Origin of the sequence: Mucilaginibacter sp. SG564 (assembly GCF_013149275.1) — a bacterium.
In the GTDB taxonomy this organism is placed as follows: Bacteria; Bacteroidota; Bacteroidia; order Sphingobacteriales; family Sphingobacteriaceae; genus Mucilaginibacter.
In genome coordinates, this window is record NZ_JABGNA010000001.1 from 707057 (window position 1) to 721276 (window position 14220).

At 40.8% G+C, this 14220-nt stretch carries 12 protein-coding genes; 3 read left to right on the forward strand and 9 right to left on the reverse strand.

Annotation, left to right across the window (positions count from 1 at the left end):
- Nucleotides 1–92: 92 nt before the first annotated feature.
- Nucleotides 93–626 (reverse strand): OmpA family protein, encoded by a 534-nt coding sequence (locus FHW89_RS02585; protein ID WP_172333433.1) that lies wholly within the window; start codon nucleotides 624–626, stop codon nucleotides 93–95.
- A 316-nt stretch (nucleotides 627–942) separates the two neighbouring features.
- Here FHW89_RS02585 and FHW89_RS02590 point away from each other — a divergent pair, with 316 nt between their 5' ends.
- The 3 genes from FHW89_RS02590 to FHW89_RS02600 all read left to right on the forward strand — a co-directional run bounded on the left by FHW89_RS02590 (nucleotide 943) and on the right by FHW89_RS02600 (nucleotide 4987).
- Entirely contained in the window at nucleotides 943–1932 is a 990-nt protein-coding gene (locus FHW89_RS02590; RefSeq protein ID WP_172333434.1) for a fatty acid desaturase, read from the forward strand.
- Nucleotides 1933–2353: 421 nt separating this feature from the next.
- The gene (locus FHW89_RS02595) at nucleotides 2354–3754 is read left to right on the forward strand and encodes a pyridoxal-dependent decarboxylase (protein WP_172333435.1); all 1401 of its coding nucleotides are present in this window, start codon (nucleotides 2354–2356) and stop codon (nucleotides 3752–3754) included.
- 255 nt (nucleotides 3755–4009) lie between these two features.
- Entirely contained in the window at nucleotides 4010–4987 is a 978-nt protein-coding gene (locus tag FHW89_RS02600) for a GlxA family transcriptional regulator (RefSeq protein ID WP_172333436.1), read from the forward strand.
- A gap of 42 nt (nucleotides 4988–5029) precedes the next feature.
- Here the strand turns inward: FHW89_RS02600 and FHW89_RS02605 are convergent, their stop codons facing one another.
- The 8 genes from FHW89_RS02605 to FHW89_RS02640 all read right to left on the reverse strand — a co-directional run bounded on the left by FHW89_RS02605 (nucleotide 5030) and on the right by FHW89_RS02640 (nucleotide 14210).
- Complete coding sequence (locus FHW89_RS02605; protein ID WP_172333437.1) at nucleotides 5030–5512, reverse strand: hypothetical protein; 483 nt, start codon at nucleotides 5510–5512, stop codon at nucleotides 5030–5032.
- A 17-nt stretch (nucleotides 5513–5529) separates the two neighbouring features.
- Nucleotides 5530–6492: a heme-binding domain-containing protein gene (locus tag FHW89_RS02610; protein WP_172333438.1), complete on the reverse strand. Its 963-nt coding sequence runs from the start codon at nucleotides 6490–6492 to the stop codon at nucleotides 5530–5532.
- 156 nt (nucleotides 6493–6648) lie between these two features.
- On the reverse strand, nucleotides 6649–7800 hold the full coding sequence (locus FHW89_RS02615) for a hypothetical protein (RefSeq protein ID WP_172333439.1): 1152 nt from the start codon (nucleotides 7798–7800) through the stop codon (nucleotides 6649–6651).
- A gap of 32 nt (nucleotides 7801–7832) precedes the next feature.
- A complete protein-coding gene (locus tag FHW89_RS02620) occupies nucleotides 7833–8645 on the reverse strand; it encodes an SH3 domain-containing protein (RefSeq protein WP_172333440.1) in 813 nt (270 codons plus the stop codon).
- 27 nt (nucleotides 8646–8672) lie between these two features.
- Nucleotides 8673–9989, reverse strand: a complete 1317-nt coding sequence (locus tag FHW89_RS02625; protein WP_172333441.1) for an ATP-binding protein — start codon at nucleotides 9987–9989, stop codon at nucleotides 8673–8675.
- An 18-nt stretch (nucleotides 9990–10007) separates the two neighbouring features.
- Nucleotides 10008–10937 carry a hypothetical protein gene (locus tag FHW89_RS02630; protein ID WP_172333442.1) on the reverse strand — a complete coding sequence of 310 codons (930 nt, stop codon included), beginning with the start codon at nucleotides 10935–10937 and terminating at the stop codon, nucleotides 10008–10010.
- An 11-nt stretch (nucleotides 10938–10948) separates the two neighbouring features.
- Nucleotides 10949–12388, reverse strand: a complete 1440-nt coding sequence (locus tag FHW89_RS02635; protein WP_172333443.1) for a DUF4157 domain-containing protein — start codon at nucleotides 12386–12388, stop codon at nucleotides 10949–10951.
- A gap of 10 nt (nucleotides 12389–12398) precedes the next feature.
- Nucleotides 12399–14210, reverse strand: a complete 1812-nt coding sequence (locus FHW89_RS02640; protein ID WP_216650451.1) for a DUF4157 domain-containing protein — start codon at nucleotides 14208–14210, stop codon at nucleotides 12399–12401.
- Nucleotides 14211–14220 lie beyond the last annotated feature (10 nt).

A 14220-nucleotide genomic window follows, 5' to 3' on the forward strand; every position in this document is an offset into this window, starting at 1 on the left:
ATTACGGGCCAAAAAGCTTAATGGTTGCCCGTTTGAACGCAAAAAGCCCGGTAATTTTAATTACCGGGCTTTTGATATGAGGTCGAAAAGATTTATTTGTTAAGCTTGATCTCTACACGGCGGTTCAGAGCTCTGCCGTCTTCTGTAGTGTTATCTGCAATTGGCTTGCTTTCGCCATAACCTTTTACGCTTAGGTTATCGCCGTTGATACCGCTGTTTACCAGGTATAATTTTACTGAATTAGCTCTTTCAACAGATAATTCCATATTGTGCTCAGGCGTACCTTCTGATGAAGCATTACCATTCAATACAAATTTTACAGTTTGATCTTTCTTCATTTCAGCAGCTGCCTGATCAAGGGTTTGGTAAGATGAAGTTCTTAGCACGGCTGAGTTAAACTCAAACTGGATATTGCTAAAGTTATAGTTTGGTTTTGCCGGTGGCGGCGGTGGAGTTTCTTTTGGTGCAGGTTTTGGCGCCGGAGCTGGTTGTGGCTTTGGTGCGTAAGTTTGTTCGGTTTCAACCGGTACAGGTTTTTGAACCAGTTTTTTTGATTTACATGAGATTACAGTGATGGCGCCTAACGCAAAGATTAAAGTAAATAAGGGTGTTTTTAAAGCTTTCATAGCTAAATTTTGTTTTTTTGTAAACATAAAAAATATTCGTGATTTCAAGCTCAGTTGAGTATAACATGGCGTGAAAATAAAGAGAATCACAGGATGTTTATTTCACATCGGGCTGTCCTCCACCAATTTTGTATCGTAACTAAACGCAGATTTCAAAAGGTAAGTATTACGTTAAAATAAGCTGTCCATGAAAATAATCTGTTAATGGTGCTTTATGGTATTGATAGTTAGGTATTTGTACGCATTATTTTCGGTAGAAATACGGTGTGATATTTTGACTATTGATGTTAAATTAGTGTTACCTAAACTTATCATCATGGAAAGCAGCACACCATTTGAAGGCATTCAGACACCGGACATTCATCATCTGCGCCGGATTGAGGTTTTAAAAAAGTATCCCCAGGTAAAAAAATTGATGGGCTATGATCCCTGGGCCGCGGTACTTACACTATTTATTGTAGCCGGTCAGCTAAGCTTTGCCTGGGCGGTAGGCGTTTGGTTTCCGCACTTTGGCCCCTATTGGTGGCAAATTATTTTGTTATCATACGTAGTTGGAGGCACCATGAACCATTGGGCGGCTATGGCCGTACACGAAATGGCACATAACCTTATGCTTAAAACCCCGGCGCAGAATAAGGCGTTAGCTATTATTGCCAACATACCTGTTCTGGTTCCAGGAGCCATCGCTTTTAGAAGGCACCATATGAAGCATCACTCCCATTTAGGTATCGAACAGATAGACAATGATTTCCCGAGCCATTGGGAGGTTAAAATGGTGGGCAAATCGGGGATAAAGAAATTTGTGTGGTTGTTTTTTTACATCTTCTTTCTGTTTTTGGTGCGAGGTTTTGATACCAAGCCCACCCGTTGGGAGTGGGCAAATATCATCACGCTGGTCATTACAGATGTGCTTATATTTATATTCTTAGGTAAAATAGCCATTATTTATTTGCTGCTTTCAACACTATGGGGCTTTAGTTTGCACCCATCTGCGGGGCATTTTATACATGAGCATTTTGTATTTAAGGAAGGTCAGGAAACCAATTCCTATTACGGGTGGCTCAATTGGGTTTGTTTTAATGTGGGTTATCATAACGAACATCATGACATTATGAATATCCCGGGCCGATTTTTACCCCGCTATTATAAAATAACCAAGGAGTTTTATGAGCATCTGGACTCAACCCGATCCTGGACACGGATGTTTTATGAGTTCATCACCCAGTCGCGCTTAGGTGCCGATAAACGTTATGTACGTACCGAGCAAATACGCCAGGAAGGACTAAAAATGGCCGAGGGGCTTTAAGGAAAAATAAAGAGCTGGTATGAGGCGGGCTACTCCTCGATAATTTAATTATAAGCGGAAATTTTCGTATTTTTGTATATACAGCAGCCCGGTTTTTCTGACCAAAAAGAAAAACCGGGCTGTTTAGTTAAGGAGAAATATAGCCAGAAATCGACTTGTTTTCAATTTAGTTATTTGACAATCAATTATCTAATACTTTTTAAAGCTTTCAAAACGGCGCTGAAATTTGTTAAAAAGTGTTAAAATCGATGGTTTTGAATGAGTTTTGAGCTGTTTTTCGATCGCTTTTACCCTGTTTTTGATCAAAAAAGTGTTAAAATAAAACTTTAAAAAGTTTTTGTACAGCCTGTGTCAAATTTTGTGACCGGTGTTTTATCCTGATCAAATATGTATTTATTTGCGATATCGAATTGATAAACCCATGTACAACACATTACAAAACGATCTTGATAACCTGGACTATTTATTATCTTTAACTAAAGATAAAGCCGCTGCTTACCTGAATGAAATAAATGACAGGCCTGTAAGCGTCAATAATGTTCAGGTAACTATTCCCATCAATCTTCCTGAAAACGGAATTGGCCTGGAGGGTACCTTAAAAGCCTTTTATGAGCAACATCAGGATAAGATAGTGGCATCATCAGGTCCGCGGTATTGGGGTTTTGTAACCGGTGGCACCACTCCGGCCGCAATTGCCGGCGACTGGCTAAGTGCGGTGTTTGATCAGAACCCACAGGGAATCAAAGGCTCGGGTGATGTGTCTGCCAATATTGAGTTGCAAACCATTAACTGGCTTATTCAATTGTTTGGCTTGCCATCCTACTTTAAAGGTGGCTTTGTAACGGGCGCTACCATGTCGAACTTTACCTGTTTGGCCATTGCCCGGCAGTGGGCAGGCAAGCAAAAGGGTATTGATATTGCCCGTGAGGGTATCAAAACAGAGATCAGAATATTAACAGCCACTCCACATTCGTCAGCTATTAAATCACTGGCTATGTTGGGTTTGGGGAGTAGCAATATCATTACAGTAAAAACCGCAGAAGGTAACCGGGAAGCTATGGATACAGCTGATCTGGAAGTTAAATTGCAGGAAAATAAGGATTATCCGGTTATTGTGATCAGTAGTGGCGGTACGGTTAATACCGTTGATTTTGATGATATGCAGGCCATTGCTGATTTACAAAAGCAATATACTTTTTATTGGCATATCGACGCTGCTTTTGGGGCTTTCGCGGTTTGTTCGGAAAAGCATAGTCATCTGCTAAGCGGATGGGAATTTGCCGATAGTATTACTGTTGATTGCCACAAATGGCTCAATGTTCCTTATGATGGCGCTATATACCTTGTTCATGAAAAACACGCGGCATTTCAGTTGCAAACGTTTCAGAACAGTAATGCCCCCTATTTAGGCGATCCGGCTACCGACTTTAGTTTCCTGAACTTCGGGCCTGAAAACTCCAGGCGCTTAAGAGCCTTGCCGGCCTGGTTTGCATTACAAGCCTATGGTCGCAGCGGATTTGGATGGATTGTGGAAAATAATATAGCGCTGGCCAATCAATTTGCGCAGCTACTGGAGCAAAACACCATATTTAAATTAGTCGCGCCTGTAAGGTTGAACGTAGTTTGTTTTACTATAGATAGCGAAGAAGATAGAGGCCGTAAACTAGCCCTGATATTGGAAAAGCTCAAAGTATCAGGTAAGTTATTCATCTCTCCGACGTCCTATAAAGGAGTACCTTGTTTGCGGGCAGCATTTGTAAACTGGCGAACTACGGAAGAGGATATTTTGATAGCTATTAATGAATTGACCAAGGCTTCCTGACCGGTAAATACGTACTGATTTAAAATAATAAAGTTGACTTATTTGTTTAATGAACTTTAAAAATAAGCAGATAATCAGATTGTTATGTGTTTTAGTTGAAGGATTGGTGCCTATTGATAGATTAATGCTTGTAAACAGATAAGTGATTTTTGCTTATTACATCTAAAAAAAATTAACGTTATATTGCAATACTCCATGATTGGAGTATACGTCAATTTGGGGAAGTAAAAACCTGCATTATAAACCATTTACTGTATGAAACATATATCGATACTGGTTCCTAAACGGGCCATACTCGGAAGCCTGGAAGGGTCTCGTCAATTGCTTACGCAAGTGAACCAATTTTTTTTGGCGGCCGGCAAAGACCCTATTTTTAAAGTTGAACTGGTTGGCCTTACCATGGAAACTCCGGTTAGCGGTGGCTTATTTACCGTTAATGCCAATAAGCTGATCGGTGAAGTTGAAAAGACCGATCTGATCATTATTCCTGCCATTGATGGTAATATCAGTGAAGAAGTGGAGAATAATAAAGAGTTTTTACCCTGGTTAACCGAACAATATAATAAAGGAGCCGAGATCGCCAGTTTGTGCATGGGGGCTTTTTTATTAGCCTCAACCGGCTTGTTAACCGGCAAAAAATGCGCTACACACTGGATGTTTGCCAATGAATTCAGGCGGATGTTCCCGGATGTTAACCTGGTTACCGAAAAGATCATTACAGATGAGCAGGGCATTTATTCGAGCGGGGGGGCCTTCTCCTACTTGAATCTTATTTTATATCTTATTGAAAAATACGCCGGTCGTGACATTGCCATTTTAAGTGCCAAGGTTTTTGCCATTGAAATGGAGCGGAATAGCCAATCGTCATTCATCATATTTCAGGGGCAAAAAGATCATGCAGATGATCCGATCAAAAAAGCACAGGAATTTATTGAAAAGAATTACCAGGAAAAAATCACGGTAGAGCAACTGGCCTCGATGTTTGCTCTTGGTCGCCGAAACCTGGAACGCCGCTTTAAAAAAGCCACAGCAAATACCGTGGCCGAATATATACAGCGTGTAAAGATCGAGGCTGCTAAAGTAAGCCTGGAAACTTCGCGCGAGAATGTGAACGAAGTAATGTATAACGTAGGCTATACCGATACCAAAGCTTTTCGTACTACATTTAAGCGTATAACAGGCCTCTCTCCTATTGATTACCGGAATAAGTACCAACGGGAGTACGCCACGTAATACAGATCTTTAATAATGCCTTGTTGCTATTTTAAAAAAGCATCAGGGCATTATTGAAGGCTTCTGAGAAAAGATGTAACTAATACGTTCCTGCTGATGTGTTGTATCAGTATCTATCGCTAATTCCCTTCCTGTAAATCGTTGATAATTAGTTGTAACGTTTCCAGTATTTGAACTGATTGTTTTAATCACTTCAACAGATAACAGGTCGCCGGGTATCCTGGCACCAAACCAGCGATCATCGTCCTGCTGTTTCCAGGTAACCAGTGTCAGGTTTTCTCCCGGCGGATAGTTTGCTGAACCTAAAAGAGCTGTTTTTAAGGCTAGGTCATTGCCGTAGAGAGTTGACATGGTTTGCTCCTTTTTGTTGATGAATGAGGTGATCACTTTTAAGCCAGCTTTGCTAAAGTTAAACGAAGCGGGTATAGCGGCTTTCTTATTTAAAAGTTCCTCGACGGGTTTACGGTTATTACAGGCCGATACTATCAAAACAGAGGCCGCGAATAATATATGAGTAATTTTCATGATGATTTCCTGATAGATTAGTGTTCAATTGGTGATGTGAAAACAAAGTCGGTGTTACTTAAGGGTTTATGACAGCTCACACACTCATTAGTAAACAGGGCTGTTTTACCATAAGGCACAAGCTTATCAGTTTTAAATCGGGCCCAACCCCATCCGGCAGTTGAGGCATACTTTTTATCGTCCTTAATCATATACTCCACCTGCTTAAATGCGCCGGTGTGTATATTGCCATCTTTATCGGTTACCTGATCCCAGGCCACTTTGGCAAACGTTGTTCCATTGGGCCATGGATTAATATGATGTTCGCGAATGGCTTTTATGGCTATCGGATTACCGAAGATCACTCGCATAGTGCCATTATCAAAACGTTCGGTGGTACTGATGGTTTCCCCGTTTTTATAGTCTGGAATATAAGTAATTCCGTTTAAGGCTTTGGGCAGTTTAGCTAAAGTGGTAGTTGTTTTTTGCCAATGCGCATATTGCTTATCGGCCGTGTTTATTTTAGCGGTATCTCCCGGGATTTGCTTAGGCGAAAAGGACGAGACGTATTTTTTCAATATCTCCAGATCGCTTTTGGAAATGGCAGCCGAGGGATGAACCAGTTCGTAATCCTTTATAGGCATAGCACCAGCGGCTATCTGGTTAACGGCTTCCCAAAGCATGGCTTTTTGATCGGCTGGTGCCAGATTTTTCCAGTTGGAAAAATTTAAGTGTTTGCGACCGGTATTCACGTGACCGGCTACTCTCCAATAAACAGGTGATATCTGATCATACCAGCGTAGGTTGGTTTCATTGGAGTGGCAATCATAACAAGCCCGTGTCAATATACTTTTTACTTCTGTCGGAGCTTCTATTTCTGCCGTTACCGGTGGATTGGTGATCTGAGGGCGAATGAATTGTATAGACAAAAAGCCGATCAGCAAAATAGCTCCTATGACTATGGGTTTTCTTTTGAATAGGTTGGAATTTGGGGTATTCATAGTTCAATGATTATACAGCAAAGTTGTTTAATAATAAACACTTATACGCATAACCAGTGTCGAAGTAGACAATTTCAAAGGCGAACCGGACATTTTAACGGTTGAGTTATACAGGTGCCCGTTCATCAGACCTCAAAAAAGTACGGGGAGACGGTTTTAGCCAGCCTCTGCCGCTTTATCCAGATCCAATTGAAAGATGGTCTTGTTGGTATCACTTATTTCAATATTCTTATCACCCTCAAGATTAATAATAACATCGTTATTTTTAAAAGCCATAGTGGCATGCAGGTTATATTTTCCCTGAGGTATCTGTGTTGCTGTAAATTCTGAACTTTGATCATTGGCTGGTTTGTCGAGTGTAATAATATCGCCTGCGTCGGATTTTAGTGTAACAACAGCCGCATTAAATCCTCCCTCAATGATATCGGCTGCCTCGGGTGCGGATAACATAGCCTGAGCTAAATGCAGATCGACGGTTATATCTGCTGTTTTTCCATCCGTTTTATTACTGTTATCTGTTGAGGTGCTATCGTTTCCGCTTAATGGTAATACCAGGTCTTTTAATCCATCAATAAATTTCATAACCCGTCCCGAAAAGAATCCCGAAATAAATGAAAACAATAAAAGCCCTTTACCTATGCTGATATCTGTCATTTTGGAGTTGCTGCCGCTTAATAAATTGTATCCAAGCACCAAAACAAGAGCACATATGGGGGCGTAAAACATTTTTGATACCTGCCCAGATATTTCAGCAGGGTCGAACGGCCCTGTATCCGCATCTCCAGCCAATTTTAATGCCTGGCGGTTGGCAATACTTACATAATAAATTAAACTTACCAGAACGCCTATAAGAGCCCAAAACAACACCTCGGCATAAGTGCCTGTTCCAACAAACCAGAAAAAATCATTCACAATGATCTCCGCATTGGTAAGGTATGCCTTGGCATCTTTATTGTTAAGATTGATCAATAAACTATCCATACGTTTGAGACGGTATTCATCTATGCGTCCGTCATATTCATTTCTTAAAAAGTTAAACAGCGCACGATCGCGTTCTCTCCGGTTTGCAAATACAGCTTTTTTAACCGCTGGGTCTTTTGATGCCAACTGAGCCGAATCAGGATCAGGATATACAGCAAGTACATTATCAATATTCAACAATTGCGTATTGTCCAGTTTTTTATGATCGGTACCCTTATAGCAAAGATGAAGTGCGGTATAAATCATCGCAATAAAAACAAGTATCACGCAAAGGGTCAGTAGCCAACCGGCTCCGCTCCAGGTTTTTGCTTTAAAAAATGACAACATGATTTTTTATGGTTTGAGGTTTTAAAAATTAGTTAAGACAAATAGCTGCTGAACACCCATTCGTCTGCCGTGTTACTTATTTTACTCCATTGATTGGTTGTGGTATAAATGGCAACCTGAGTATCTTGAGTAATTGTGCGCAAAATAGGATACGATGTACCTGGCCCTGAGCGGACGTTTAATACATCTGTATTTACAATCATAGATGCAATTTGGGATATCGAAGTTTCATCGAGTTGCTTTATTCTACTAGCAATCAGAGGAAAGAAATTAGCTTCGGCAGATGTAATGGTATTGTTGCCGAAAAACGCAGTGCCCGGACAAGTTTTCTGTTGATTGCCAACCTGATTATTATTAACCACACTTTCAGGGAATCTTTTACCTGAACGGTCAAACCAATGATGATAAACTACTTGCTCTTTTACCGGTTTCAGATCAAACTTCATACAAAGTATAGCATTTAAAAATACAATAGTATCCTTATGCGGTAGGGTCATTTGATCATGCCCTGCATCAAAGTTACCTAAGTTTTCGATACAAATGGCCCCTGAGTTTGCACCAAAAATGCCTGCTGGTGTGATATTTATTGGGCGGCATAGCCCAATGTTACCGGAAGGGAAAGTGGTCAGATTCTGCGCGATGTCGCTCCAGTCATTATTATGGATATGATAGCTTCTCATAGATTCGAGCCAATACATTTCCCCTTGACTAGGGCTTAGTGAACTGTAATTTGGCTCCCAGGTATGATGGTTTTGTATCATTTTAATGCTTCTGGAAAAAACTGTGTTTACCAGATACTGCTGAAACTCCTGTGGGGTGTATATATGAAATTGTGCTAAGGCCATGTTCTTTCCTCCGGTTATGTGGTTTAATTAACTCATGGTACGTTCTTCTTTACGATACTCTTTTCTTATCGCTTCTATCAAGTCGCTGAGGCGTATGTATTGATCATTTTTGGATATAGATTGCAGCGCGGCGTAATGGATGATGTTAAGTATAGCTGCCCCGGTTAATTCATATTTATCAGCCAGGTCCTTTAATTGGATGCAGGGTTCTGGCCCGCATGATTCAGGGAATGCTTTTTCCCATAATTTTAGCCGCTCCTGCGCATTTGGCATAGAGAAATGTATGATCGTATGGAAGCGTCTTAAGAAAGCATCATCCATATTACTTTTCAGGTTGGATGCGAGTATGAGCAGGCCGGGAAAATCTTCTATGCGTTGCAGTAGGTAACTTACTTCCTGGTTGGCGTACCTGTCATGAGAGCTTTGCACGCCGGTACGCTTACCAAATAAGGCATCTGCTTCGTCAAAAAACAATATCCAGTTTTTATTTTCGGCTTTCAGGAATACTTTCTCCAGGTTTTTTTCTGTTTCGCCTATGTATTTACTTACCACCTGCGAGAGGTCAATACGATACACTTCTTTATCAAAGTACTTGCCAAGTAGGGTGGCTGTTAATGTTTTGCCCGTTCCTGAAGGGCCATGAAACAGTGCCCTGTAGCCTGGTTTTATTTTTCTTTTCAGTACCTCATCCTGCATCAATGTATCATTATGTTTCACCCATATCATAATCTCATTAAGCTGGTTCTGAGTATAATTGTTCAATACAAGATCGTCCCACGTCATGGCCGTTGCAATATTTTTTGCCGGAAAATCGGGACTGAATTTAGGTACTGTTTCGGCACCTGTAAGAAAACGGCTTACCCATTCTGCATCAAGTATGATCCTGCCGCTCATTAATGGTTCGCCCTCTTTAACGGTTTCCATAGACAGTACGCCATGTTTAACCAATACGCCATGAGTGAGTAGATACTGAACTGCAAGGCGTTTGTCGATATCATTACTACCTAATATGAACTGAACGGTTTCACCGGTGGGCAGTAATCCGCGGTGGTTATTTCCTTTTATTCCTCCAAATTCAGGAAAATCGCCGCCATTTGGTAAAAACTCTTGTATAATGTTTTCAAAAAAGGATGTACGCAAATGCGGGGCCAGCGCGGTTAAAAGGATAATGTATTCCTCGATAGGAAGCTTCTTTTCGATAATAAACCCATTAATTGAGCTGCCATCGTCCATGATGGTAACTGGTGGAAAAGAAGTTTCTGTATTATTGAAATGCGCTTGCAGGCGATTATGTATCACCTGATAAAGTACTTCCAAAGAGCTGGTTATTGATTGAGCCTGCATGGTGTCTAAGCTTTAATATTAAGGTTTTTTTTCTCCTCCGTTTGTAAACAGCTCTGGTAGACGTAATACGTCGACAGATAAAAATACACCGGTTCCTTTTGGTAATTGATCCTCAAACTGACCGGGAAGGGTTCTCATTATCCACATGGGTGATTGTCCGTTACCGCTAACCAACATAGGCGTAGGAGGCAAAGGTTGATTGATGTATCCTTGCAGGTTAATAATACCACTGGCAAATTTTAGTTTAATGGAGCCACCTGTGACATCAAAACCTCCTTTTGATGAATATTCACTGCTTAAACCTAATGTAAGATCAAGTTTTGGGATAAAGTTCCATTTATTATGTAACAATTCCAGATAAGGCTTGAACTCAAATTCTGTATCAAATGACAAAGGGGTTTTATTATCACTTAATTTATATTTAAAAGAAGATAAAGGGAAATAATCGTGATATGGGATTAGTGAAAGTGGCAACGCTATGTTTTTATCATTTAGTGATTTTATAGTGTCGGTCCTGAATCTTTGATCAGTAGCGAATACCGAACCCAATATTCCCAATGAACCGAGGCCAAAACCTATAATACTTGCTTTAAGTTCGGTAGGTTGGTTGTCCCAAACTGCTTTTTTCAGCGCGTCTGTTTGCTCTTTCTGCCATTCTTCAAACCCGGGTTTATCATCCAACTGTTCTTTAACAACTCCTGCCCCTTCCGTAAGTGTTTTGGATGGATCATCCTGCCTTTGAACTATATTATTGGCTGGTTTAAAAAAAGTATTTTTATTTGGGGCAGGATTTGCCATGCGCATAATCTGATCGGCCATGTTATCGGCCTCCCGCTCGTAAATGTCTTTGGGCTGATTAATGGAAAGTTTAGGCTGAAAGAACAAGGGGCTTTTATCCCGCGATCTTGCAGACGTTTCCGGTTGCGTTGTATCTCTTATTGCTTTCAAGTTATTACATTTTATTTTAAAATTTGTTTAATTGATGGTCGGGTAACCCATCCTGTAAAACCCCCACCTTCTTTTATAAGATCAGTCTTTGTTTTTTTGTCCTTGTCATCTAAATCTTTATTGTAATAGTAAACCAATCTGTCTAAAATGGTATCCTCGTCATAGATTCCTATTCCAAAGCCCCTGAATTTTCCGTTACCATAGTATATTACATTTTCGCCCTGCCATAAGCCATTTGGATGTTTAGCTCCATAGTCGGCAAAGTTTTTAAAGTAGCCGTGATCGCCCGGAATAAGTTCGCTTATTTTTTGTTTTGTTGGTAGCTCCTCAAATTTGTCAGAACCTACCAATGACTTTAAAAGATCGGCACCTGAATTGGCAATCACCAGACCGGCACCCGCTGGAAACATTTTGTTAAATTTATCCTTACCCAAAGCCTGAAGCAATGCATAATACTCTACAGCAACAGACAATGTAAGGCATTCAAGCTCTGTGCCTGCATTAGGCCTAAACATATCTTCTATTGCGTCTGAAGAGTTTTTCCCAGCGGGGAATGGTACTTTTGCGATGAAATGATAATCCTCCGTTTTATCCCAATAAAATGGGTTCAAAGTGCCTCCGGGATGACCTTTTGTTGGGTAATGGCAACAATTAATGCTTTTATCGTTGGCAATATCCATACCCTTTATGGCATTGCTCCGGATACGGATCTCGGTTCGATAAGCTTCCCAATCTTTAAAATCATATTCGGGGCCCGCCCCATTGTTATGCCATCCCAATACAATTTCTAAACCTTTATCTCCAAATGTATCTTTTACTATTTTTTTGTATTGATCGTCAACCGTCATTGCCGTATTTCCGACCATTATTTTTCGCTGCACCAATGGACGTGTTTTTTCTTGTTGTACTACATGAGTTAATTCATGTGCTAGTAACTTCTTGCCGTTATCGCTATCTGGCGAATATTGCCCGTTGTTAAATACTATATTGTTACCCGTAGTATAGGCTAATGCATTGACTGATTGAGCAGATTTTGCAGCTATTGTGTCCGTATGGATGCGTACATCTGAAAAGTCATGACCAAAACGTGGCTCAAAAAAACGACGGCTATTCTCAGATAATGTTTGGCCGGATGCACCTAATGAACCAATATAATTATTCAATTCATGGCCACTGTGCGCATCTGCGTTCGGACTTTCCTTGCGATGCAGCTTTACTTCATCTTCACAATGCTGGCATTTGCGTTGTATTCCATCAGAAGATTTAAAAAAGGCCTTTTCGTTATGAGCTGGAACAGCCATACGCATAACCCTATCAGCCACATGATTTGCCTCCTGCTCATAAATATCGTTAGGTTGATTGACGGAGAGCTTTGGCTGAAAAAATAGCGATTTGGAGGCTGTGTGGTTTTCAAGCTTACCAACCAGTTTGATATGTTGATGTGAATCCACTGTGAAATATTTAATTAAATTCTAAAGTATATGTCCCTTTAACGCTTGGTACATTTATACCCGTAGTTTCAGATCTTCCTTCAAGTCTTATAAAAGGGCCGGCAGATACTGCTGATAAAGCGACACCATAGTCCCCGCCTTTACCCGGATCGCCTATGATCTGGCGTGATGCGCCGGCTTTATATTCGCCGCCTTGTTCATTAGCCGTAAATACATGCAAACGGACATGGTCTGGTAAAAAATCAATATGCATGTCTAAACCAATCCTGGCTTTTTTACCATTGCCAATTTTTATAGTATCGGGTGTAACAAATTGCTTCTTTTCACCAACAGGAACCGCATCATCATCCATCTTTTTACGTGCGTCCATGCAGGTTTTCATATCTATTCCCGCAACTGTACATACATCAAGATTATTTGGGTGATCTGCGTTATCCATAATGGATGTAGGATCATTATAACCCGCGGGTTTTGATAGTTCTTTCCTGAACCAGTATAACCTAGTACCCAGCTTCATCTCATCATTGTCTGCCTGCGAATCAATGTAGTTATAGCGGTCTAATTCATAAGCCATCATATGATGCAATTCATGGGCAAAACCTTTAGGACTTCCTCCAGACCAATTGGTGGCCACTTCCCATTCCGATGGATTCACTTCCACCGTGAACGTATCAGGCCCGGCTACATCGACAAATGTGATGGAGACGATATAGCCTTTGGTGGAGGCTGCTTTTTCGATCCCATCCTTCATTTGTTTAATTTTGTTAACCTGATCCATAGTACCCGTACCTGTAGGCCTTAACATTATTTCGGCCTTGATGACAATATCAGTTGGCGATCTTCGGTCGATATAATAAGCACCGCCTCCAAATTTACCAACAACGCGCTCAAATGATCTGGCGGGATCTTTCGCGGTATTTTCCTCCATATCCTTATTTTTGGCTTCTTCTGGTTTGGCAACTCTTACAGCTTCCTGTGCAACTGCCGTATTGGTTTTTGCATTTGTTGCAGTGGTGATTTGTGCGGGTGTTTGGGTTACCGTTTTAAAAAGCAATTGAAACTGTTTCAAATAATAGGAATTCTGAATAGGAACTGGCTTTTTCTTTATTTCGGTGATGATTTCCTCGGCAAGTTTTTTTTGTCCCGCATCCATGGCTTTAAAGGCTGCTTCTGCCTTGATATCTTTAATCAATTTATCGCGGTCAATTATTGCTTGTGCGTCTCCTTTTCCTGGTGCACGCTGAATTAATTTGGGATGGATCCCTTTGCGTTGTTGTACTACGTGTGTTAATTCGTGCGCCATTAGTTGTTTACCACTGTCACTTTCAGGGGAAAACTGACCGCTGTTAAAAACAATATTATTGCCCGTAGTATAAGCAAGCGCGTTAATGGATTGTGCCGATTTTGCGGCCACAGTATCAGTATGGATGCGCACGCCCGAAAAATCCTGCCCAAAACGTGGCTCAAAAAACTGACGGCTGTTTTCAGGTAGCGGTTGACCAGAAGAACCTAATGAAGCTACATAGGTATCTAAATCATGGCCACCAAGAGTTCCGGCTGTAGAGCTTTCTTTACGAAAAAGTTTCTCCTCTTGTTGACAATGTTGGCATTTGCGCTGAATGGTTTGAGCAGGCTTAAAAAAAGTGTTATCATTTATAGCAGGATCAGGCATACGCATAAACCGGTCGGCCATAGCATCGGCCTCTTGCTCATAAATATCATTAGGTTGATTTATGTTGAGCTTTGGTTGAAAGAATGATCTGGATACAAATAATGGATCCTTTATTCTGTCTTGCCTCTGGGTATGTTTTGCTGATTCCAATGGATATAAT

What these genes read in the sequence shown, in the direction of transcription:
- FHW89_RS02585 (WP_172333433.1), bottom strand. Translation starts at nt 626, where the DNA reads ATGAAAGCTTTAAAAACACCCTTATTTACTTTAATCTTTGCGTTAGGC.
- FHW89_RS02590 (WP_172333434.1), top strand. Translation starts at nt 943, where the DNA reads ATGGAAAGCAGCACACCATTTGAAGGCATTCAGACACCGGACATTCAT.
- FHW89_RS02595 (WP_172333435.1), top strand. Translation starts at nt 2,354, where the DNA reads ATGTACAACACATTACAAAACGATCTTGATAACCTGGACTATTTATTA.
- FHW89_RS02600 (WP_172333436.1), top strand. Translation starts at nt 4,010, where the DNA reads ATGAAACATATATCGATACTGGTTCCTAAACGGGCCATACTCGGAAGC.
- FHW89_RS02605 (WP_172333437.1), bottom strand. Translation starts at nt 5,512, where the DNA reads ATGAAAATTACTCATATATTATTCGCGGCCTCTGTTTTGATAGTATCG.
- FHW89_RS02610 (WP_172333438.1), bottom strand. Translation starts at nt 6,492, where the DNA reads ATGAATACCCCAAATTCCAACCTATTCAAAAGAAAACCCATAGTCATA.
- FHW89_RS02615 (WP_172333439.1), bottom strand. Translation starts at nt 7,800, where the DNA reads ATGTTGTCATTTTTTAAAGCAAAAACCTGGAGCGGAGCCGGTTGGCTA.
- FHW89_RS02620 (WP_172333440.1), bottom strand. Translation starts at nt 8,645, where the DNA reads ATGGCCTTAGCACAATTTCATATATACACCCCACAGGAGTTTCAGCAG.
- FHW89_RS02625 (WP_172333441.1), bottom strand. Translation starts at nt 9,989, where the DNA reads ATGCAGGCTCAATCAATAACCAGCTCTTTGGAAGTACTTTATCAGGTG.